The 21,817-nt window shown below is 64.9% G+C and carries 20 protein-coding genes (1 of these 20 only partly in view); 9 read left to right on the forward strand and 11 right to left on the reverse strand.

The genetic code is table 11. The annotated features are described in order from the left end of the window. Positions 1-14: 14 nt before the first annotated feature. Genes hisF through hisB form a run of 5 tightly spaced genes read right to left on the reverse strand, consistent with a single transcriptional unit; the run spans position 15 to position 3,328 of the window. Positions 15-791: an imidazole glycerol phosphate synthase subunit HisF gene (gene hisF / locus AC5J09_RS12295; RefSeq protein WP_324762587.1), complete on the reverse strand. Its 777-nt coding sequence runs from the start codon at positions 789-791 to the stop codon at positions 15-17. Further along, positions 788-1,534, reverse strand: a complete 747-nt coding sequence (gene hisA / locus AC5J09_RS12300; protein WP_275597075.1) for a 1-(5-phosphoribosyl)-5-[(5-phosphoribosylamino)methylideneamino]imidazole-4-carboxamide isomerase — start codon at positions 1,532-1,534, stop codon at positions 788-790. The genes hisF and hisA overlap by 4 nt, the downstream gene beginning before the upstream one ends. 32 nt (positions 1,535-1,566) lie before the next feature. Next, positions 1,567-2,217 carry an imidazole glycerol phosphate synthase subunit HisH gene (hisH, locus tag AC5J09_RS12305; protein WP_127710548.1) on the reverse strand — a complete coding sequence of 217 codons (651 nt, stop codon included), beginning with the start codon at positions 2,215-2,217 and terminating at the stop codon, positions 1,567-1,569. Further along, the gene (locus tag AC5J09_RS12310; protein ID WP_440853284.1) at positions 2,217-2,693 is read right to left on the reverse strand and encodes a DUF2628 domain-containing protein; all 477 of its coding nucleotides are present in this window, start codon (positions 2,691-2,693) and stop codon (positions 2,217-2,219) included. The genes hisH and AC5J09_RS12310 overlap by 1 nt, the downstream gene beginning before the upstream one ends. A 26-nt stretch (positions 2,694-2,719) precedes the next feature. Then, positions 2,720-3,328 carry an imidazoleglycerol-phosphate dehydratase HisB gene (hisB, locus tag AC5J09_RS12315; protein WP_100672593.1) on the reverse strand — a complete coding sequence of 203 codons (609 nt, stop codon included), beginning with the start codon at positions 3,326-3,328 and terminating at the stop codon, positions 2,720-2,722. 322 nt (positions 3,329-3,650) lie between these two features. Between hisB and hslV the strand changes: the two genes are divergently transcribed. The 8 genes from hslV to AC5J09_RS12355 all read left to right on the forward strand — a co-directional run bounded on the left by hslV (position 3,651) and on the right by AC5J09_RS12355 (position 13,591). Continuing rightward, positions 3,651-4,208 carry an ATP-dependent protease subunit HslV gene (gene hslV / locus AC5J09_RS12320; RefSeq protein WP_003531980.1) on the forward strand — a complete coding sequence of 186 codons (558 nt, stop codon included), beginning with the start codon at positions 3,651-3,653 and terminating at the stop codon, positions 4,206-4,208. Continuing rightward, entirely contained in the window at positions 4,198-4,719 is a 522-nt protein-coding gene (locus tag AC5J09_RS12325) for a GNAT family N-acetyltransferase (RefSeq protein WP_275597072.1), read from the forward strand. Before hslV ends, AC5J09_RS12325 begins: the two co-directional genes overlap by 11 nt. Beyond that, positions 4,716-6,023 (forward strand): ATP-dependent protease ATPase subunit HslU, encoded by a 1,308-nt coding sequence (gene hslU, locus AC5J09_RS12330; RefSeq protein ID WP_018098641.1) that lies wholly within the window; start codon positions 4,716-4,718, stop codon positions 6,021-6,023. Before AC5J09_RS12325 ends, hslU begins: the two co-directional genes overlap by 4 nt. A 196-nt stretch (positions 6,024-6,219) precedes the next feature. After that, positions 6,220-7,170: a DUF1402 family protein gene (locus AC5J09_RS12335; protein WP_494297705.1), complete on the forward strand. Its 951-nt coding sequence runs from the start codon at positions 6,220-6,222 to the stop codon at positions 7,168-7,170. A gap of 159 nt (positions 7,171-7,329) precedes the next feature. After that, positions 7,330-8,730 carry a cytochrome P450 gene (locus tag AC5J09_RS12340; RefSeq protein ID WP_494297706.1) on the forward strand — a complete coding sequence of 467 codons (1,401 nt, stop codon included), beginning with the start codon at positions 7,330-7,332 and terminating at the stop codon, positions 8,728-8,730. A gap of 129 nt (positions 8,731-8,859) precedes the next feature. Beyond that, a complete protein-coding gene (locus AC5J09_RS12345) occupies positions 8,860-10,866 on the forward strand; it encodes a hydantoinase/oxoprolinase N-terminal domain-containing protein (protein ID WP_494297707.1) in 2,007 nt (668 codons plus the stop codon). A 159-nt stretch (positions 10,867-11,025) separates the two neighbouring features. Beyond that, a complete protein-coding gene (locus AC5J09_RS12350) occupies positions 11,026-13,197 on the forward strand; it encodes a malate synthase G (RefSeq protein ID WP_494297708.1) in 2,172 nt (723 codons plus the stop codon). A gap of 43 nt (positions 13,198-13,240) precedes the next feature. Beyond that, positions 13,241-13,591 (forward strand): hypothetical protein, encoded by a 351-nt coding sequence (locus AC5J09_RS12355; protein WP_494297709.1) that lies wholly within the window; start codon positions 13,241-13,243, stop codon positions 13,589-13,591. Between the two features lie 237 nt (positions 13,592-13,828). Here the strand turns inward: AC5J09_RS12355 and AC5J09_RS12360 are convergent, their stop codons facing one another. Continuing rightward, positions 13,829-14,503, reverse strand: coding sequence for a L,D-transpeptidase (locus AC5J09_RS12360; protein WP_018098635.1), 675 nt, complete (start codon positions 14,501-14,503; stop codon positions 13,829-13,831). A 225-nt stretch (positions 14,504-14,728) separates the two neighbouring features. Here AC5J09_RS12360 and AC5J09_RS12365 point away from each other — a divergent pair, with 225 nt between their 5' ends. Next, the gene (locus AC5J09_RS12365) at positions 14,729-15,253 is read left to right on the forward strand and encodes an MmcB family DNA repair protein (RefSeq protein ID WP_100672586.1); all 525 of its coding nucleotides are present in this window, start codon (positions 14,729-14,731) and stop codon (positions 15,251-15,253) included. A 14-nt stretch (positions 15,254-15,267) separates the two neighbouring features. Here AC5J09_RS12365 and actR read toward each other — a convergent pair whose 3' ends face one another. The 5 genes from actR to AC5J09_RS12390 form a co-directional block, all read right to left on the reverse strand. Next, positions 15,268-15,852: a global response regulator transcription factor ActR gene (gene actR / locus AC5J09_RS12370; protein ID WP_003531971.1), complete on the reverse strand. Its 585-nt coding sequence runs from the start codon at positions 15,850-15,852 to the stop codon at positions 15,268-15,270. Between the two features lie 176 nt (positions 15,853-16,028). Then, positions 16,029-17,330, reverse strand: coding sequence for an ActS/PrrB/RegB family redox-sensitive histidine kinase (locus AC5J09_RS12375; protein WP_018098632.1), 1,302 nt, complete (start codon positions 17,328-17,330; stop codon positions 16,029-16,031). A 155-nt stretch (positions 17,331-17,485) separates the two neighbouring features. Further along, positions 17,486-19,948 (reverse strand): ATP-dependent helicase HrpB, encoded by a 2,463-nt coding sequence (gene hrpB / locus AC5J09_RS12380; RefSeq protein ID WP_494297710.1) that lies wholly within the window; start codon positions 19,946-19,948, stop codon positions 17,486-17,488. Further along, positions 19,948-20,631 carry an ATP-binding cassette domain-containing protein gene (locus AC5J09_RS12385; RefSeq protein ID WP_275597068.1) on the reverse strand — a complete coding sequence of 228 codons (684 nt, stop codon included), beginning with the start codon at positions 20,629-20,631 and terminating at the stop codon, positions 19,948-19,950. The genes hrpB and AC5J09_RS12385 overlap by 1 nt, the downstream gene beginning before the upstream one ends. Continuing rightward, positions 20,632-21,817: the 3' portion of an ABC transporter permease gene (locus tag AC5J09_RS12390; RefSeq protein ID WP_494297711.1), read on the reverse strand. It continues 503 nt past the right edge of the window; 1,186 of the gene's 1,689 nt are visible here — the last part of the coding sequence; its start codon lies beyond the right edge, outside the window — the gene reads right to left on this strand; it ends in the stop codon at positions 20,632-20,634.

The raw sequence follows: 21,817 nt of genomic DNA on the forward strand, positions 1-21,817 counted from the left end.
TTGGCAGCGCCGCCTCAATCAAGCCGCATGGCGATGCCGTGCTCGGCCATGTGGCGCTTCGCCTCGCCGATGCTGTAGGTGCCGAAGTGGAAAATCGAGGCGGCGAGCACGGCAGTCGCATGGCCGTCGCGGATGCCCTCGACCATGTGGTCGAGCGTGCCCACGCCGCCGGAGGCGATGACGGGAGCGCGTACCGCATCGGCGATCGCCCGTGTCAGGCTGATGTCGTAGCCGCTCTTCGTACCGTCTCGGTCCATGGAGGTGAGAAGGATTTCGCCGGCCCCGAGATCGACGACCTTCCGCGCAAATTCGATCGCGTCGATGCCTGTCGGTTGCCGCCCGCCATGGGTAAAGATCTCCCAGCGGTCCGCCTCGCCTTGCGTCGAGACTTTCTTGGCGTCGATGGCGACGACGATGCACTGGTCGCCGAACTTGTCGGCGGCTTCCGCGACGAATTCCGGATTCTTCACCGCCGCCGTGTTGATCGACACCTTGTCGGCGCCGGCAAGCAGGAGCTTGCGGATGTCCGCCACCTGGCGCACGCCGCCGCCGACGGTGAGCGGCATGAAGCATTGCTCTGCGGTGCGGGCGACGACGTCGAAGATCGTTTCGCGATTGTCGGAAGAGGCGGTGATGTCGAGGAAGCAGAGCTCGTCGGCCCCGGCCGCGTCATAGGCGCGTGCCGCCTCCACCGGATCCCCGGCGTCTATCAGATCCACGAAGTTCACGCCCTTGACGACGCGGCCGTCCTTCACGTCGAGGCAGGGGATTACACGGGCTTTAAGGGTCATCGCATCTTCCCCTTTCTTGCTTCGCGGATCAGATCCAGGGCTTCCTTCGGATCGATCCGGCCGTCATAAAGCGCCCGACCGGAGATCGCGCCTTCGAGCTTTTGCGCATCCGGTTCGGTCATGCGGCGGATGTCGTCCATCGAGGCGAGGCCGCCCGAGGCGATCACCGGGATTGAAACCGCGTCCGCGAGTTCGAGCGTCGAGGCCCAGTTGATGCCGGTCAGGATGCCGTCACGGTCGATGTCCGTATAGATGATCGCCGCAACGCCCGCGCCCTCGAACTTCCTGGCAAGTTCGATCACCCCGAGCTCGGAAGCTTCCGCCCATCCCTCGACGGCGACCTTGCCGCCCTTGGCATCGATGCCGACGGCGACCCGTCCCGGGAACTTGCTGCAGGCTTCGATCACCAGGGCGGGATCGCGCACCGCGACGGTACCGAGGATGACGCGCTTCAGCCCGCGCGAAAGCCAGTTCTCGATATGCTCCAGCGTGCGGATGCCGCCGCCGAGCTGCACCGGGTTCTTGGTCGCCTTGAGGATGGCGTCGACCGCCGCACCGTTGACGGTCTCCCCGGCAAAGGCGCCGTTCAGGTCGACCACGTGCAGCCATTCGAAACCCTGCTCCTCGAAGGCGCGCGCCTGGGCGGCCGGGTCGGGATTATAGACTGTCGCCTGCTCCATGTCGCCGAGCTTCAGGCGCACGCATTGCCCGTCCTTGAGGTCGATCGCGGGAAAGAGGATCATTTGTTCGTCCGATCAGAAATGACGCGGCAGCCTCAGGGCTTCCAGCGCAGGAAATTCGAGATGAGGGCGAGGCCGAGCGCCTGGCTCTTTTCCGGATGGAACTGCGAGCCCGCCTTGTTGTCGCGCGCGACGAAGGCCGTCACCGGGCCGCCATAGTCCGCCTCCGCCACCACGTCTTCGGCACGCTCCGCCGCGAGGTGGTAGGAATGGACGAAATAGGCGTGCAGACCGTTCTCGCCGGTCGGAATGCCGTCGAAAAGGGCGTGCGCGCGCTTGAGATCAAGCGTGTTCCAGCCGATCTGGGGGATCTTGAGCGAGCGGTCCTCGGGCGTCATCTCGACGACATCGCCGGCGATCCAGCCGAAACCCTTCGTCACCGTCTTTTCGAGTCCGCGCGACGACATGAGCTGCATGCCGACGCAGATGCCGAAGAAGGGGCGGCCAGCTTTCTCGACCGCCTCCGTCAGCGCTTCCTCCATGCCCTCCACGGCGGCGAGGCCGCGGCGGCAGTCGGCATAGGCGCCGACGCCCGGCAGCACGATCCGATCGGCCGTGGCCACCCGTTCCGGCCTGTCGGTGAGATCGATTTCGGCCGCGATGCCGGCCTCGCGGGCGGCGCGCTCGAAGGCCTTGGTGGCCGAGCGCAGATTGCCGGATCCGTAGTCAATGATGGCGACCCGCATCAGCGCTCTCCATAGGATTCAAAAAAGCCGAGCCCGGCGGCGGCGCCCGGCCGTCCCGTAGCGGACCTGTCGGCCGACGGCATGGGAGCTGCATCTCCTGCAGGCGCTGACGGCTCGGCGTTCGAGTAATAGATTTCTTCGGCCGTCTCGAGATCGCGTGCCGGAACGACCGAACGAAACGTCCAGTCGCGTGCCGAGAGCTTGCGGGCGATGAGAAGCGGGCCTTCGAGCGACACGATGAGACCGAGCGCCAGATGGACGAGCAGCGCTGCGCTGAAGCCGCCGGGCACCGATGCCGCAAGAAGCAACAGGAACTGCAGAACGGAAACGAAGATTCCGATGAGCCACGCGCGTTTGACGATGAGCCACGGACCGGGGAAGAAGAAGGCGGTCCAGGAGAACCCGTCGGCGATGAACCGTGCCCTTTCGTCGTCGGCCGGTGCGCCGGGCGGGGTCATGATCAGATAGGAGGCCATGGTCTTTAAACCAGATATTGGCCGGCTCAGGCGAGCGTCCCTTTGGTCGAGGGGACGCGTCCCGCCTGGCGCGGATCGATTTCGGTTGCCGTGCGGAGCACGCGGGCGACGGACTTGAAGCAGGTCTCGGCGACATGATGGTTGTTGGCGCCGTAGATGTTCTGCACATGCAGCGTGATCCCGGCATGCTGGGCGAGCGCCTGGAAGAATTCGCGCACGAGTTCGGTGTCGAAGCTGCCGATCTTCGGCGACGTGAAGGTCACGTTCCAGACGAGGAAGGGCCGGCCGGAGACGTCGACGGCGGCGCGCGTCATCGTCTCGTCCATGGCGAGGTCTATGGAGGCATAGCGGGTGATGCCGCGGCGATCGCCGAGCGCCTTGGCCAGCGCCTGGCCGATGGCGATGCCGGTGTCCTCGACGGTGTGGTGATCATCGACATGGAGGTCGCCCTCCGCCTTGATCTCCATGTCGATCAGCGAATGGCGCGAGAGCTGGTCCAGCATATGGTCGAAGAAGCCGACGCCGGTCGCGATCTTCGATACGCCCGTTCCGTCGACATTGACCGAGACGGATATGGCGGTTTCATTCGTCTTTCGCGAAACTTGGCCGGTGCGGCTCGGCGTTACGTCTGCCATCAGGCTCTCCTGTCTGCACTCTCCGAAGACTTTGGGCCAGCCGGCCTATCGGAGCAACATCGTTTTCGGGCGTCGCGGAGAGGGGCGACAAAGCCACCTTCGATCTTCGCATTCCGTCACAGAGCCGCTCCTTATCAGGGGAGGCATGAAATATCCAGAACTGCGACGGAGATTCGGTGCGCCGCAGCGACGTGAAAACGAAAGCCGCCTGGGCGCGCGTTCGCGCATTTGCAATCGCGCGGCTGCGACTTACATAGGCCTCAGGCAACCAGGCTCATCGCGAGCCGCATCCCCCCGGCTTACCGGGCCCAAAGGTACTTTCATGAGCGAACACAATCCTTACGGAACGATGCATGCGACCACCATCATCACGGTGCGCAAGGGCGGCAAGGTGGTAATGGCGGGCGATGGCCAGGTGAGCCTCGGCCAGACGGTCATGAAGGGCAATGCCCGCAAGGTCCGCCGCCTGTCGAAGGGCGACGTGATTGCAGGCTTCGCCGGCGCGACGGCGGACGCCTTCACGCTTCTGGAACGGCTGGAGGCGAAGCTCGAGCAATATCCCGACCAGCTGATGCGCGCGGCCGTAGAGCTCGCCAAGGACTGGCGTACCAACAAGTACCTGCGCAATCTCGAGGCGATGATGCTGGTTGCCGACCGGACGGTGACGCTGGCGATCACCGGCAACGGCGACGTTCTAGAGCCCGAGCACGGGACGATCGCCATCGGTTCGGGCGGCAACTATGCCTTTGCCGCGGCGCGGGCGCTCATGGACAGCGACAAGTCGGCCGAGGAGATCGCCCGCCGCGCGCTGGAGATCGCCGGCGACATCTGCGTCTACACCAACCACAACGTCGTCGTGGAGACGCTGGATGCCGAATGAGCCGGCAGAGGTCAGCTTCGAGCCGGTCGCCGAGGGCCACCTGCCGATGCTCCTCGCCTGGCTTTCCGAGCCGCATGTCCGGCAGTGGTGGGGCGATCCCGATGTCGAACTCGGGCTGATACGGGACGGTTGCGCGAAGGGTGAGGTCGACGGTTTCGTCTTTCGTGTGAAGGGGGAGCCGGCCGGCTATATCCAGTCCTGGATCCCGTCGGAATATGACGAGGAGCCCTGGGCCAAGGACCTGTCGGGCGACACGCCCGGCGTCGACATCTTCATCGGCCCGCCCGAAATGACAGGCAAAGGCGTCGCCGCCATGGCGCTCAGAGCCTTTGCCGCAAGACTGTTCGAAAGCGGCGCCGCGCGCATCGTCATCGACCCCGACGCCGGCAACCGCCGCGCCGTCCGAGCCTATGCGAAGGCCGGTTTCGTACCTTTTGGCGAATGGATAGACGAGTCCGGTCGAACCCTCCTGATGGAGCTCGAGCGGACGGAATTTGAGAGGAATCGATGAGCAACTTTTCACCCAGGGAAATCGTGTCGGAGCTCGACCGCTACATCATCGGCCAGAAGGACGCGAAGCGCGCGGTTGCCATTGCGCTGCGCAACCGCTGGCGCCGCCAGCAGCTCGACGACGAGCTGCGCGACGAGGTCATGCCCAAGAATATCCTGATGATCGGTCCGACCGGCGTCGGCAAGACGGAGATTTCCCGTCGCCTCGCCAAGCTCGCCGGCGCGCCCTTCGTCAAGGTGGAGGCAACGAAGTTCACGGAAGTCGGCTATGTCGGCCGCGACGTGGAGCAGATCGTTCGCGATCTCGTCGAGGTCGGCATCAGCCTCGTGCGGGAGAAAAGGCGCGCCGAAGTGAAGGCGAAGGCTCATCAGAACGCCGAGGAGCGCGTTCTCGACGCGCTGGTCGGCACCACCGCCTCGCCGGCAACCCGCGATTCCTTCCGCAAGAAGCTGCGCGCCAACGAGCTCGACGACAAGGAGATCGAGGTCGATGTCGCCGAAACCGGCTCGCCCGGCGGTGCCTTCGAGATCCCGGGAATGCCGGGCGCCAATATCGGCGTCCTCAACCTTTCGGAAATGTTCGGCAAGGCACTCGGCGGCCGGACCAAGAAAATCAAGACGACGGTCAAGGACTCCTATGCGCTCCTGGTCAACGACGAGTCCGACAAGCTGCTCGACAACGAGCAGATCCAGCGTGAGGCGGTGGCGGCGGCGGAAAATGACGGCATCGTCTTCCTCGACGAGATCGACAAGATCGCCACCCGCGAAGGCGGCATCGGTGCCGGCGTGTCGCGCGAAGGCGTGCAGCGCGACCTCCTGCCGCTGGTCGAAGGCACGACGGTGGCGACGAAATACGGGCCGGTGAAGACCGATCACATCCTCTTCATCGCCTCCGGCGCGTTCCACGTCGCAAAACCGTCGGACCTTTTGCCGGAGCTGCAGGGGCGCCTGCCGATCCGCGTCGAGCTTCGGGCCCTCACCAAGGAGGATTTCCGCCGCATTCTGACCGAGACGGAGGCGAGCCTCATCCGCCAGTACAAGGCGCTGCTCGAGACCGAGGGCGTTGCCCTCGACTTCACCGAGGACGCGATCGACGCGCTGGCGGAGGTGGCGGTCCAGCTCAACGCCAATGTCGAGAACATCGGCGCGCGCCGCCTGCAAACCGTGATGGAGCGTGTGCTCGACGATGTCTCCTTCAACGCGCCCGATCGCGGAGGCCAGGGCGTCACGATCGATGCCGATTACGTTCGCCGGCATGTCGGGGATCTCGCGGCCAATACCGACCTGTCGCGCTACATCCTCTGACGCCCGGCCCTCCGTCGAGGCCAGTCGATCACCGAATTGTGGGGCGCCTGTCACTCGACAGGCGCCTTCGTTTTCTCTAGATCGATCAGCAGCCGTTAAGAATTAAGGCATCATTCCGACATGATTCTGCCTTAGGGGCGCGCCGGAACCGGCCGGGTCCGCCGGCTTCTTGCAAGAGTCTACAGGAAAACTGATAGTGCGCCTCACCGCCTGCATGCTCGTGATCTTCACATTTTGCCTCGCCGCCGGTCCTTCGGCTGCGAGCGGGATACTCATCGTTCCGCAGGGCAATCGCCACGTCGAGCAGCCGGGCGTTCCGGGCGCCTCGGTACGCCGCACCAAAGCCGGCCGCACATCCTTCGACGCGAAATACGAGAAGGTTCGCGAGCTTCTTGCCACCGACCGCAAGCTCGTCGGCAAGATCAAGTCGGTCGCCGGCGCCTACGGCATCGCGCCCATTCACATGGTCGGGGCGATCGTCGGCGAACACACCTACAATGTCGACGCCTATGACCGGCTGCAATCCTATTACGTCAAGGCGGCCGCCTATGCGGGCGACAGCTTCCAGTTCGGCTATCAGGGCGAGTCCATCGCCGAATTCGTCGAGCGGCCCCAATTTGCCGAATGCGCCGGCAAGAGAGGCTCCTACGCGCTCTGGACCTGCCGCGAGCGGGTCTGGGACAGCCAGTTCCGCGGGCATACCGTGGCCGGCAAATCCTTCCCGAACAACCGCTTCAGCGCCGTCTTCTTCCAGCCGTTCTTCGCCGGGCAGACCTTCGGTCTCGGCCAGATCAATCCGCTGACCGCATTGATGCTGACGGATATGGTGTCGCGCGTTTCCGGTTATGAGCGCCTCGACGAAAACAACGCCGCAGGCGTCTATGAGGCGATCATGGACCCGGACGTGTCGCTTGCCTATATGGCCGCCTCCATCCGGCATTCGATCGATGCCTATCGCACGATTGCGGGCATGGATATCTCCGGCAATCCGGGCCTGACGGCAACGCTCTACAATGTCGGCAATCCGGATGCGCGTGCGGCCGCGCTTGCGGCAAAGAACCAGGGGGGCGAGGTCCACTGGCCGGAGGAGAACTATTACGGCTGGCTCGTCAACGACAAGCTGGCAGAGCTCGAAAGCCTTTTGTGATCCTTTATCGCCCGGCAGCGGAATCATCGCGATTCACGTGAAGCATTTTCTTGATTGCGCCGTAAAAAACTGGAACGGTACGCGACCAGAGCATTCCGCAATTCCGGACTGAGAACCGCTGCGCACTTTTCCTGGAATTGCTCTGGGAAAGGCATACACATGGATACGCGACCGGAGCCATTCGAGCCGCCCGCGCCCGTCCCGCGCACCGGCATCCCCTCGCGGCTCGAGATCATCCGCACGGTTCTGCGAAACCCGCTCGAGCTCTGGGGCGAGCCTTCCTACACGCTTCCCTGGATCGAGACGAAGTTCATCAATCAGCGGACGCTTATCGTCAACGATCCCGGCCTCATCCGCTATATCCTCGTCGAGAACGCCGCCAACTACGAAATGTCGAATGTCCGTCGGCTGATCCTGCGCCCGATCCTGCGCGACGGCCTCCTGACGGCGGAAGGCGAGGTCTGGAAACGGTCGCGCAAGGCGATGGCGCCGGTCTTCACGCCAAGGCACGCAAAAGGCTTTGCCGGCCAGATGCTTCGCGTTTGCGAGGCCTTCGTCGACCGCTACGCGGGTGCTTCATCGGAACCCTTCGTCACCAATGTCGCCGTGGACATGACGGAACTCACCTTCGAGATCCTGGCCGAGACCCTCTTTTCCGGCGAGATCGCCGTCGAAAAGCAGGGCTTCGCCGCCAATGTCGAGGAATTGCTGCATCGAATGGGGCGCGTCGATCCGATGGACCTCCTGGTTGCGCCGAGCTGGGTTCCGCGACTGACCCGTATCGGCGGCCGGAAAGTGCTCGACCGTTTCCGCGGCGTCGTTTCCGAGACGATGTCTCTGCGCCGGCGACGGATGGCGGAAGCGCCCGGCGAGGTCCCGAACGACTTTCTGACCCTGCTTCTGCAGTTGGAAGGTCCGGATGGGCTTACGACCTCCGAGATCGAGGACAATATTCTCACCTTCATAGGTGCCGGCCACGAGACCACGGCACGGGCGCTCGCCTGGTGTTTCTATTGCGTCGCCAATACGCCCGCCTATCGCGAGACGATGGAACAGGAGATCGATTCGGTTCTTGCAAGCGGCGCCGATCCGGTCGACTGGCTCGGGCGCATGCCGCATGTGCTTGCCGCCTTCGAGGAGGCGTTGAGGCTCTATCCGCCGGCGCCATCCATCAACCGCGCCGCGATCGAGGAGGATGCGTGGACTTCCCCGGAAGGCGAGCGCGTGCCGATCCGCAAGGGAATATCGGTGCTGGTCATGCCCTGGACGCTCCACCGGCACGCGCTCTACTGGCAGAAACCCCGCGCCTTCATGCCGGAGCGCTTCCTTCCGGAAAACCGGGACAAGATCAACCGCTTCCAGTACCTGCCCTTCGGCGCTGGCCCGCGCATCTGCATCGGCGCGACCTTCGCGCTGCAGGAGGCGGTTATCGCGCTTGCCGTGCTCATGCACCGCTTCCGCTTCGACCTGACGGACGAGACGCATCCCTGGCCTGTCCAAAGGCTGACGACGCAGCCGAGGGGCGGCCTGCCGATGAAGGTGTCTGCCCGGGTGAAGTAGGGCCCAGGTTGGTGGGATACGCCCGCCGTCAGACACGGAAACGTCGTTGTCGCGCGATGGTTTTTTCCAAGAATATGTCCTATCACCGGACAGACCCTTCCGGACCCTCATCATTGGACTGAGCAGAAATTGACCCCGCATCTTCTCCTCGGCATCGACACCGGCGGCACCTACACCGACGCCGTCCTTTTCAGCGAAGCTACCGGCGTCGTCGCCAAGGCCAAGGCGCTGACGACCCGCCACGACCTGGCCGAGGGCGTTTCCGGCGCGGTGGAGGCGGTGCTCGCGAAGGCGAGAGTGCCGGTTTCGGCGATCAGCCTCGTGTCGCTCTCGACGACGCTTGCCACCAATGCGCTGGTCGAAGGCCAGGGCGGCCGTGCCGGCCTGATCATGATCGGTTTTGCTCCCGAAGACCTGAAGCGCGACGGCCTTCAGGAAGCGCTCGGATCCGATCCCGTTCTGTTCCTTCCCGGCGGCCACAACGTCCATGGAGGCGAGACGCCGCTCGACATGAGTGCGCTCGACGCGGCGCTGCCGGCACTCGGCTCTCAGGTGTCGTCCTTCGCCATCGCCGGTTATTTCGCCGTGCGCAACCCGGACCACGAGAAGCGCGTGCGCGATCGCATCCGCGAGGTCTCGCACCTGCCGGTCACCTGCAGCCATGAGCTTTCCTCCAAGCTCGGCGGCCCGCGCCGGGCGCTGACGACGCTTCTGAATGCGCGCCTCGTCTCGATGATCGACCGGCTGATCGGTTCGTGCGAAGACTTCCTCAAGGCCCGCGGCATCGACGTGCCGATGATGGTGGTGCGCGGCGACGGTGCGCTGATCTCGGCCGCCGAAGCGCGGCTGCGCCCGATCGAGACGATCCTTTCCGGGCCGGCCGCGAGCCTCGTCGGTGCTCGCTATCTGACCGGCTTGGACAACGCCGTCGTCTCCGATATCGGCGGCACGACGACAGACGTAGCCGTACTCGAAAAGGGCCGCCCGCGACTCGATGCGGAGGGCGCGGTCGTCGGAGGCTTTCGCACCATGGTCGAGGCGGTCGCCATGCGTACCTACGGCCTCGGCGGCGACTCCGAGGTGAAGATCAACGACCGCGGCCTCAAGGCCAAGCTCGATCTCGGGCCCCGACGGTTCCTGCCCTTGAGCCTGGCCGCGGCCCTGCACGGCGACGCCGTCCTGTCGGTGCTCGAAAGGCAGTTGCGGGCGCCTCATGCCGGCCGGCATGATGGACGCCTGGCGGTCCGCACCGGCTTGCCCGACCACCTGGCGAGCGGGCTTCAGCCGCAGGAGCAGGCACTCTACGGCCGCATCGGCATGGTGCCGGTGGCGCTTGCGGACCTGCTCGTCAGCACGCCGCAGAAGGCAACGCTCGACCGGCTCGTGGCGCGCGGGCTGGTGCATATCTGCGGGCTCACCCCCTCGGACGCGATGCATGTTCTCGGACGGCAGGCGCAGTGGAACGGCGAGGCCGCACGCCTGGGCCTCGAGATCGCCGCCCGCACCAAGGACGGATCGGGACAGCCTATCGCCGCCTCCGTCGAAGCTCTCGCGCAGTTGATCGTCGACCGGCTGACGCGACAATCCTCCGAAGCCATCCTGCAAGCCTGTCTCAGCGAGGACGGCGCCGCCATCGACCCCGCCGCCTCACTTGCCGTCGACCGGGCGCTGAAACGGGAACCGGGCATAGTGCGCTTTTCGATCAGCCTCGACCGGCCGCTTGTCGGTCTCGGCGCCTCGGCGCCGGTCTATTACCCCGCCATCGCCGAAATGCTTTCCACCGACGCCGCGATCCCGGCGGAGGCAGATGTGGCAAACGCCGTCGGCGCGGTTGTCGGTCAGGTGCGGGCAACGATCACCGTCTTCGTGACGACGCCGGAAGAAGGCATTTTCATCGTCAACGGTGCGGGCGCGAGCGAACGCTTCGTCGATGAGCAGGAAGCTTTCGGCGTCGCCCGCCGGCGCGCCGAAATGATGGCCCTGGAGAGCGCCCGCGCCAACGGTGCAGAAGAACCCGCCGCGGTGCTTCGGGAAGAGATCGACGCGCCGGAAGTCGAAGGCAGCCGCAAGCTGATCGAGGCACGCTTCATCGCCTCGGCAAGCGGCCGGCCCCGTATCGCGCATCACGCGTCTTGACCTTTTCCATTCCGGAAACAATTCTTCGCATCCTTGCGGAATTGACAGGGAATGCTTTGATGAGAGAGTGTCCGCGCATGTGAGCGGGGCCAAAGCGCTTTTCCTTCCGGGCGCCGCTTCTATCTATGGCAATGGGAATACTGAATCAGGAGCTGTGGCATGGACCGCGTTGAGAAATATGGATTGCAGATCGATGCGGGGCTCCACCGCTTTCTCGTCGAAGAGGCGATGCCGGGCACCGGGGTCGAGGCGGAGCGGTTCTTTTCCGCCTTCTCGGATCTCGTTCACGATCTCGGACCGAAAAACCGGACCCTTCTCGTCAAGCGCGACGAGATGCAGGCCAGGCTCGACGGCTGGTATCGCGAGCATGGTGCCCCGGTCGACATGGAAGCCTATGAAGCCTTCCTGCGGGAGATCGGCTACCTCCTGCCGGAAGGTCCCGATTTTTACGTCTCGACCGCAAATGTCGATTCCGAAATCGCGACGATCGCCGGGCCGCAGCTTGTCGTGCCGGTGATGAATGCGCGCTATGCGCTCAATGCCGCCAATGCCCGCTGGGGATCGCTCTACGACGCCCTTTACGGCACCGATGCGATAGCGGAGACCGACGGGGCCGAGCGCGGCAAGGGATATAATCCGAAGCGCGGTGCCAAGGTCATCGCCTGGGCGCGAGAATTTCTCGACGCGAGCGCTCCGCTGGCGGCCGGCCGCTGGAGCGATGCCGAATCGTTCTCGATCGAGGGAGCGACGCTGACCGTAACGCTTGCCGACGGCACGAAGAGCGCTCCGCGCAATTCCGTTCAGTTCGCCGGCTATGCTGGTGACCCCGCGGCGCCGTCCGAGATCGTTCTGCGTCGGAACGGCCTTCACGTCGTCATCGTCCTCGACGCAACGACACCCATCGGCAAGGCCGATGCAGCCGGCATATCCGACGTCGTCTTGGAATCGGCGATCACCACGATCATGGATTGCGAGGATTCGGTTGCGGCCGTCGACGCCGAGGACAAGGTGCTCGTCTACCGCAACTGGCTCGGGCTGATGAAAGGCGATCTCGAGGAGGAGGTGACCAAGGGCGGCAGGGCGTTCACCCGGAGGCTCAACCCCGACAGGGCCTATAAGGCTGCGGACGGCGCGACTCTGACACTGCCGGGCCGGTCGCTGATGCTGGTGCGCAATGTCGGGCACCTGATGACCAACCCCGCGATCCTCGACCGGGACGGCAAAGAGGTGCCGGAAGGCCTGATGGATGCCATGGTGACGGCGCTGATCGCACTCCACGACATCGGCCGGAACGGCCGGCGGGCGAATTCCCGCAGCGGCTCCATGTATGTGGTCAAGCCGAAAATGCACGGGCCGGAGGAAGTCGCCTTCGCCTGCGAGATTTTCGCCCGCGTAGAGGCGGCGCTCGGGCTTCCGGCCAACACGATGAAGATGGGAATCATGGACGAGGAGCGGCGGACGACCGTCAACCTCAAGGAATGCATCCGCGCCGCCCGCGAACGGGTCGTCTTCATCAATACCGGCTTCCTGGACCGCACCGGCGACGAAATCCACACCTCGATGGAAGCCGGCCCGATGATCCGCAAGGGCGACATGAAGCAGGCGCCATGGATATCGGCCTATGAGAACTGGAACGTCGATGTCGGTCTAGCGTGCGGGCTTTCCGGCCACGCCCAGATCGGCAAGGGCATGTGGGCGATGCCGGACCTGATGGCGGCGATGCTGGAGCAGAAGATCGCTCATCCGAAGGCGGGCGCGAACACGGCCTGGGTACCGTCGCCGACGGCCGCGACTCTGCATGCCACCCACTATCACCGCGTCAACGTCGCCGAAGTCCAGGCGGGCCTCAAGAGCCGCGCCCGCGCGAAGCTCGCCGATATCCTCTCCGTGCCGGTCGCCCCACGGCCGAACTGGACCGAGGAAGAAATCCAGCGCGAACTCGACAACAATGCGCAGGGCATTCTTGGCTATGTCGTGCGCTGGGTCGACCAGGGCGTCGGCTGCTCCAAGGTGCCGGACATCAACAATGTCGGCCTGATGGAGGACCGCGCGACGCTGCGCATCTCGGCGCAGCATATGGCGAACTGGCTGCATCACGGCATCGTCAGCGAAGCGCAGATCGTGGAGACAATGAAGCGCATGGCGGCGATCGTCGACGGGCAGAACGCCGGCGATCCGAATTACCAGCCCATGGCCGGGCGCTTCGACGAATCGATCGCCTTTCAGGCGGCGCTCGATCTCGTGCTCAAGGGCCGCGAGCAGCCGAACGGCTATACCGAGCCGGTCCTGCATCGCCGCCGGCTGGAGCTGAAGGCGAAGCAGCGGGCCTGAGGCCTGTTGAGGTTCTTTTTGAGTCTATGACGGCTGCCGCGAAATGGATAATCGCGTCGAAGCTCTGGTCGGTTTTGCCGGCACGCATGGCGATGCGCTTGAATTCATTGAGTACCGACCGTGCAGCAGCTCAAAGGGCTACAGCGACCTTGGCGCGTCTCATAAGACGCCCGGCGCTGTAGAAAACTCTTCGGAGGGCTGCAATCTCTCCTCCCCTCATCCCTGTGCTCGTCACAGGGATGAGAGCAGCGCCGCGTCTGCGGCGCGGGAAGCGTTCTTTCAGCCCAAGGACTTGGTCTGGCTGGATTCCTGTGACAAGCACAGGAATGAGGGACCGGGGATGTGCGGCTACTACGACTTTAATTTGCGAATGTGCGAGATGGTCAAGCGGTGACGCAATGCCCTCGCCGCGTCTGCGGCGCGGGAAGCGTTCGGTCAGCCCAAGAACTTGGTCTGGCTGGATTCCTGTGACGAGCACAGGAATGAGGGGATCAACAAGGCGCGCCGCGCGTCTAAAGGGACGCACAAAGGACGCGCCAACTTATCGAATCGAGCGCAATCACGCCGCGACGGCAAAAAGAAAGGGCCACCCGGCACCACCGGATGGCCCTTTTTCGATGTGTTGCAGCCGTTACTGCTGCACGACGACGCGTGCGTTGCGGCCGGGGCGGACCCGCGAATAGAGATCGATGATATCCTGGTTCATCAGGCGGATGCAGCCGGACGAGGCGGCGGTGCCGATCGACGACCATTCCGGCGTGCCGTGCAGGCGGAACAGCGTGTCCCGGCCTTCCTTGTTGAAGAGATAGAGAGCGCGGGCACCGAGTGGATTGCTGATGCCCGGGCCCATGCCGGCCTCTACATATCTGGCGACTTCCGGCTTGCGCTCGGCCATTTCCTTCGGCGGGTGCCAGGTCGGCCATTCCTGCTTCCAGGCGACATAGGCCTCGCCTTCCCACGCGAAACCCTGCTTGCCGACGCCGATCCCGTAACGTACGGCCTTGCCGCCGGGCAGCACGTAATAGAGGAAGCGGCTCGGCGTGTTGACGACGATCGTTCCCGGGCGTTCCTTCGTCGGATAATCGACGATCTGCCGATGGAAACGCTGATCTACGCGGTTGATCGGAACGCCCGGCACCGCATATCCGTGGTCCTCAACAGGGCCATAATTGCTGGAGAAAATCTGGTTCGTCGCCACTTTTTCGCCCTCGGGAGAGGAGCCGGCCGTGGTCGTGGTCTGTGAGCAGCCGGCGAGGGCAACGGTGGCCGCCAGGCTGCACAGAAGGAGAGCGTTGCGGAAGCGCATGATGGTCTCGTAAAAGAGGTCAGGAAAATACGGGGGAGGGTGTCCGGCCGTCAGCGGCAACAGCTTATTTTCTATTGCACCGCAGTGCGCAAGGGACCGGCCCCCCGCAATGTGGCCGAAAGGTGTAAATTCCGTGACGATTGCTTTTTTGCAACAAACCATCCTGCAGCGCCGCGCGTCTCGTCAGAGGCGCAAAGGTCGCCGTAGCACTTTCCGAGGGCGGCAATGACGATCTTGTCTATCCATGGCGATAATCCGCTCGCAGACGGTCGCCAGTCAGAGCGGGCGATGAAGGTAAGGCGCGGCGTTCAGCGGCTGCTGATGGAACTGCGCCACGCGGCTCTGCCCGAACTGACGCTTGCGAGCGGGAGGCGGGCCGATCTCATCTCGCTCTCGCCAAAGGGTGAAATCTGGATCATCGAGATCAAGACCTCGATCGAGGACTTCCGCGTCGATCGCAAGTGGCCGGAATACCGGCTCCACTGCGACCGCCTGTTCTTCGCAACGCATGCGCAGGTTCCCCTCGACATCTTTCCGGAAGAATGCGGGCTGATGCTTTCCGACGGCTACGGCGCGCATATGCTGCGCGACGCTCCGGAACACCGCCTGCCGCCGAGCACGCGAAAATCGGTGACGCAGGCCTTCGCGCGCACGGCGGCGCAGCGCCTGACGCTCGCAGAATGGGCAGCCGAGCGAAACGGCGAGCTCGGCCAGTCGATCAGCGACATCGTCAGCGGCGAGCGGGATTAAAAAGGCGGCGCGAGTTACTTCGGCGCCCGTTTCGCCAGAATGCGCTGCAGGGTCCGACGGTGCATGTTGAGCCGGCGCGCCGTTTCGGAAACATTGCGCTCGCACATTTCATAGACGCGCTGAATATGCTCCCATCGCACGCGATCGGCCGACATCGGGTTTTCCGGAGGCTCCACCCGCTCGCCCGGGCGCTGAATCAGCGCCGCGAGAATGTCGTCGGCGTCTGCGGGCTTGGCCAGATAGTCGAGAGCTCCGAGCTTCACGGCGTTGACCGCTGTCGCGATGTTTCCATAGCCCGTCAGAACGATCATGCGCGTGTCGTCGCGGCGCCCACGGATCGCCTCGATCACGTCGAGACCGCTGCCGTCGCTCAGGCGGAGATCGATGACTGCATGTTTCGGCGGGCGGGTCTTCGCCTTGGCTATGCCTTCGGCGACCGATTCGGCGATCTCGACCGCGAAGCCGCGCGCTTCCATTGCGCGGGCGAGGCGCCGCAGAAAGGCCGTGTCGTCATCGACGATCAGAAGGCTCTTGTCAGGCCCGATCAGGTCCGCATCGGCGGCGTGAGTGTTTGGCGCAGGCATCGACTTTTCGATCATTTCTCAAATCCCTACAGCGCCATGCGTCTCACCGGGCGCGCAAGGGCCGCTGTAACCCTTCAAGTGCTGCATGTTCTATTCTTTCACCGGACAGGATCAAAGGAAACATGCGGTAGGTGGTTTTGCCGGCAATCATGTGGGTTTCCCCGCACCTGTCTTCAATAAACCGCCAAAAGTCATTTCGCCAGTTTCGTGTCCATCAGCACGCGCGGCCATTCGACGCTGACCCGGGCGCCCGGGTGTTTCGAGCCGCCGTTCTCGAAGCGCAGCCGGGCACCTGAACGCTCGAGCAGCGTCTTGGCGATGAAGAGACCGAGGCCGAGCCCGCCGGCACTGTCGTCCTTCTGCCGCCGCGTCACGTAGGGTTCGCCGATCCGCGCCAGGATGTCCGGCGAAAAACCGTCGCCGTCGTCTTCGATCGTCACCCGCACGCGCTCGGCCGTGTGTTCCGTCGTGACGGTCACCTTCTTGCGCGCATAGTCGACCGCGTTCTCCAGCAGATTGCCCAGGCCGTAGAGAATGCCGGCATTGCGGATGCCGACCGGCTCCGAGGCGCGATCGCCCTGCTCCTTCAGCTCGATTTCTATGCCGAATTCGCGATGCGGCGCCATCACCTCCTCGATCAGCGATGAGAGCGGCAGAAGCCGCATATGTTCTTCGCTTTCGGACGAAAGGGTGGTCAGCCGCCTCAGAATGTCGCGGCAGCGTTCGCTCTGGCTGCGCAGAAGATGGACGTCCTCGCCGAAACGCGGATCGTCGCCAAGCTCCCGTTCCATCTCCTTGGCGACGACGCTGATCGTCGCGAGCGGCGTTCCGAGTTCGTGGGCGGCGGCGGCCGCGAGACCGTCGAGCTGCGACAGGTGCTTCTCCCGCTGGAGGACGAGCTCGGTCGCCGTCAGCGCTTCGGAAAGCTCGCTTGCCTCGAGCGAGACGCGATAGGTGTAGAAGGCGGCGAAGGCCGTCATCGAGACGATCGCGAACCAGATGCCCGCCGTCAGCACGCGCGGCATCAGCAGAACGGTGCCCGGATACCAGGGCAGCGGGAAGGGCGAGAAGGCAAGGGCGGTGACGCCAAGGACGGCGAGGCCGGCCAGCACGATGCTCTGCGGCTTCGGCTGCGAGGCCGACGAGATGATCACCGGCACGCAGAGAAGCGGCGCGAAGGGATTCGCAAGGCCGCCGGTGATGAAGAGCAACGCAGTCAGTTGCGCAAGGTCGAGACCGAGCAGGGAGAAGGCGGCCGGCGGCGTCAACCGCTGCGTCGGCGGAAAGCGGAGCGTGAGAAAGACGTTGAGAAGCGCCAGGCAGGCGATCAATACGGAGCAGGGAACGATCGGCAGCGGGAACTGCAGCCACAGCGCCGTGACGACGACGGCGAGCGATTGTCCGCCCACCGCCAGCCAGCGCAGCCGGATGAGCGTCTGCAGCCTCAGACTGCGATTGCTGTTCTGATCGTTATAGAGTGTCGCAGCTGCCATGCGTTTCCGTTTCGCGATGCGGGTCGCATGCGCGACCGGGCGTCAATTCATCTTACCGGACTTTATTCCGAACCCGGCAAATATGAAACGGCGGCGGACCGCGGTGCGCCGTAGAGCCGCATCCGGCCACTTTGGAGTACACTTTTCCGCCCGTTCTAAGTCCCGCGCGGTTTCGCGCGCGTCGTCGGCATCGCATTGGCGGGATCCTCCGGCCAGGGATGTTTCGGATAGCGGCCGCGCATCTCGGCTCTGACGTCCTTCCACGAACCGGCCCAGAAGCCGGGCAGGTCCCGGGTCGTCTGGATCGGGCGGTGGCCGGGGGAAATCAGCTCGAGAAGCAGCGGCAGCCGACCGTCGCCGATCGCGGGATGCGCTTTCAGGCCGAAGAGCTCCTGAACGCGGATCGACAGGAGCGGTTCGTCGCCGTCGTAATGGATCGGATGACGCTGGCCTGTCGGCGCTTCGAAATGCGTAGGGGCCAGCCGCGCGAGGTCGCGCTGAAGGCCGTATGGAACGAGCGAGATGAGGCCTTCGGCGAGATCGCGGCCCTGGATCCCGTCAATGCCGCCGGCGTCTCCCTGGAACGGAACGAACCACGCGTCGAGACGGGAGATCAGCGCCGCGTCCGACATGTCCGGCCAGGGCTCACCGATGGAGCGGTGCAGGAAGCCGATACGGTCGCGCAGTTGCTCCACGTCCTTCGGGAAGGGGACAGCGGCGAGCCCCAGCTGCCGGATACCGTCCGCGAGTGCCCGCGCCGCCGCCTGGCCGCTGGGGCGAGGCAGGGGTTTCTCCTCGAAGATGATCGCCCCGAGCCGTGTCACCCGGCGCGCACGCACCTGCCGGCTGGCCCGATCGAAGAAGCTTTGCTCCTCGGTGACGATGGCGTCCGGCATGTGCCCTTCGACATCGCCTCTCGTTATTTCCGCTGCAGCGAGCACCCGCTGCGCCCCGGCTCTGCCGGTAAGATCGGCAATGACGAGCATTCCGGCCGCAGCAAGCCGTTCGGTCTCGGGGATCTCGGCGCCGCGTCCATTCGCCATGACGAAGCGGCCGCGCCCGCCGCGCTGCAGCGCGATGCGGTCGGGAAAGGCGTGCATCAGCAGGGCTCCAGGCAGAACGGGCTCCAGACCCGCCTTGTTCGATGCGCCGAGTTCGCCGGCCATTCGCCGCGCCAGACCGCGGGCGGCCTCGGCCCGGTCGCTGCGCTCGCTCCGAAACCGGCGCAGCCGCTCCTCGATATCGATGCTGTTGCCGCCGAGGCCCTGCTCGGTGAGCATCACCGCGAGAAGGCAGGCCTCCTGCGCCCGCCCTTCCTCGGCGGCTGCGACCGACATTGCCGCAAGCCGCACCGGCAGCGCCAGATCGCGGATCCTGCGGCCCCTCGGCGTCAGCGCCCCGCGGCTGTCGATCGCGCCGAGCTCGACGAGCAGGCCCCGCGCCTCGCGCAGGGCCGTCTCCGGCGGCGGATCGAGGAATTTCAGCGTCGACGGGTCGGCCACACCCCAATGGGCAAGATCGAGGAGCAGTCCGGAGAGATCGCTGGCAAGGATCTGCGGCGGCGTGAAGGCGGCGAGCGCCGCCGTCTGGCCGGGATGCCACAGGCGAATCGCGATACCCGGCTCGGTCCTTCCGGCGCGCCCGGCGCGCTGATCGGCCGAGGCTCTTGAAACGCGCACGGTTTCGAGCCGCGTGATGCCGGTCGAGGCCTCGAAGACCGGCAGCCGCTGCAGGCCGCTGTCGACGACGATCCTGACGCCGTCGATGGTGATCGAGGTTTCGGCGATCGAGGTCGCCAGCACGATCTTGCGCGTGCCCTTCGGTGCCGGGCGGATCGCCGCATCCTGTTCCTTCTGGCTCAGATTGCCGAAGAGCGGCACGATTGCGGTCGCCTCCCCGAAGCGATCGGCGAGCCGCGCGACCGTGCGGGCGATTTCCGCCTGCCCGGGCAGGAAGGCAAGGATGGAACCTTCCTCGGAACGATGCGCCTCTGCAATCGTGCGGACCATCGCGTCCTCGACGCTTTCACCGGCCGCTCTGTTTTCGTAGCGTATGTCGATAGGGAAACTCCGGCCCTCGCTTTTCAGGACCGGCGCATCGCCGACGAGCCCGGCGATGCGTTCGACGTCGAGCGTCGCCGACATGACGACGATCCTGAGGTCCTCGCGCAGCGCCGATTGCACGTCGAGCGCCAGCGCCAACCCGAAATCGGCATCCAGCGAACGCTCGTGGAACTCGTCGAAAAGGACAGCCGAAACGCCGGACAATTCGGGATCGTCGAGGATCATCCGGCTAAAGACGCCCTCCGTTACAACTTCGATCCGGGTTTTGCCCGATACGCGGTTGTCGAGCCGCATCCGGTAGCCGACGGTTTCGCCGACCTTCTCCCCCAGAAGTTCGGCCATGCGTCCGGCCGCGGCCCGCGCTGCGAGCCGCCGCGGTTCGAGCAGAATGATCTTGCCGTCGCCGCGCCAGGGCTGGTCGAGCAGAAAAAGCGGCACCAGCGTCGTCTTGCCGGCGCCGGGAGGAGCCGACAGCACGACCGATCCCGACGAAGCGAGCGCGTCGCCAAGGCCGGGCAGGATCTCGCGGATAGGCAGGGTCGGAAGCGCGCGCATCACGCCTGCTCCTCCATTCCGATTTCGATCACGCGGCCGCCGGCGGCTTCCGCGTCGGCACTGTCGTGGGTCACCAGGATGGTGGGCAGCCCGGCCGCCCTCGCCTTGGAAAAGACAAGCTCACGCGTCTGCTGCCTGAGCGCCGCGTCGAGATTGGAGAAAGGTTCGTCGAGAAGCAGGAATCGTGGCGCGGAAACGAGTACCCTTTGCAGCGCCACGCGTGCCTTCTGGCCGCCGGAGAGCGTGTCCGGGTCGCGGTCGAAGAAGCCGGTAAGGCCCACCTCGTCGAGGGCTGCATCGGCCAGCCGGCGGCGTGCGGCTCGTCCTTTGACAGCCGGCGCTATGGCGAAGACGATGTTGCCGCCGACCGATAGATGGGGAAAGAGCAGCGGATCCTGAAACAGAATGCCCGCGTGGCGCCGGTTGGCGGGAACCGCCGTCAGGTCCTTGCCGTCGATCAGGATGCGGCCGCTCACATCGAATGCCGCATCGAGAAAGCCTCCCGCAAAGGCGAGCAGGGTCGACTTGCCGGAGCCGGACGGCCCCATGATCGTCAGCACCTCGCCCGGCGCGACGGACGCCGATACGGCGAGCAGGGCCCGGCCGCCCAGACCGATCGTCACCTCCGAGAGCGTCAGGCATCCTGTCTTGATCGGGGAATTTGACCCGGCGTTTTCCTGCATTCACGTCCTCATTGCCCGCCGGTTGCGGAATAGCAACTGCGGGCCGAGCGACGCAACGAGAAATGCGAGGAAGGGCAGGAGACCCTGAACGAGGGCGTAGATGCCGATGACCCGCCGGTCGCCGCCCGACGAGAGTGCGACGGCCTCGGTCGTGATCGTCGTCAGCCGCCCGGACCCGATGAGGAGCGTCGGCAGATAGAGGCTGACCGACACGGCGAAACCGACCGCGAGCGCGGTGAGGCAGGCACGAAAGAGCAATGGCAGCCGGACCGTGAACAGGATTTCCAACGCCGGCTTGCCGAAGCCGGCGGCAATTTTTTCGAAGCGCGGGTCGACCGCGCGCCAGGGGGCCGACAGCGACAGAAGCACGTAAGGGAGCACGAAAACGAAATGGATCGCCAGCACGCTCGCAAAGCCGGGAGTGAGCCCCGCCGAGAGCATCAGGACCTGCAGCCCGAAAACGAAGCTGATCTCCGGGACGAGCAAGGGGAGGTAAAGCAGCCGGTAGCCGGCTGCATTCTTCCGTCCGCCGGCGATGCCGTTGCGGTAGAGCAGGAGGATGGTAAATACGAGCGCCAGCGATGACGCCGAAAGAGCGAGCGCGACCGTGGTGCCGAGCGGGGCCCAGAGTTGAGGCAATGTGCGCATCCAGGTATTGGGCGTGAGACTTCCGGGCAACGCGTCGGGAAAGGGCCAGAGGCCTGCAACCGACCAGATCGAAAGCACGCTGAGCCCCGCGAAAATGGTGACCGTACAGGTGCTCATGGCGAGGGCGCCCGCGGCGCGAAGCGCGCCGTCCCGCGCAAAGCGCCGTCCGGAAAGGGTCAGGCGCGCGAGAACGGCTTTCCCGACCCGTTCGAGCACGATCCAACTCGCCATTGCGGCAACGACGATGCCAAGCTGCAGGAAAGCGCCCGCCGATGCGAGAAATCGCGCACCGAGGTCGTCGTCTCCGGCCCATTGGGTTACTCGCACCGGCAATGTCGGCGGCAGCTTCGGCCCGAGGATCATGGCGACGTCGACCACGGATACCGAATAGACGAGCACTGCGAAGACCGGCAGACGGATCTGGCGGTAGAGGGCGGGCCAAAGACAGATGGCGAAGCCGGCGACGCGCCCGTAGCCGAGCGCCGCCGCAAGGCGCGATGCCCTCGTGACGGCAAGCTGCGGCAGGGCGGCAAGCGTC

Source organism: Sinorhizobium sp., assembly GCF_059070375.1.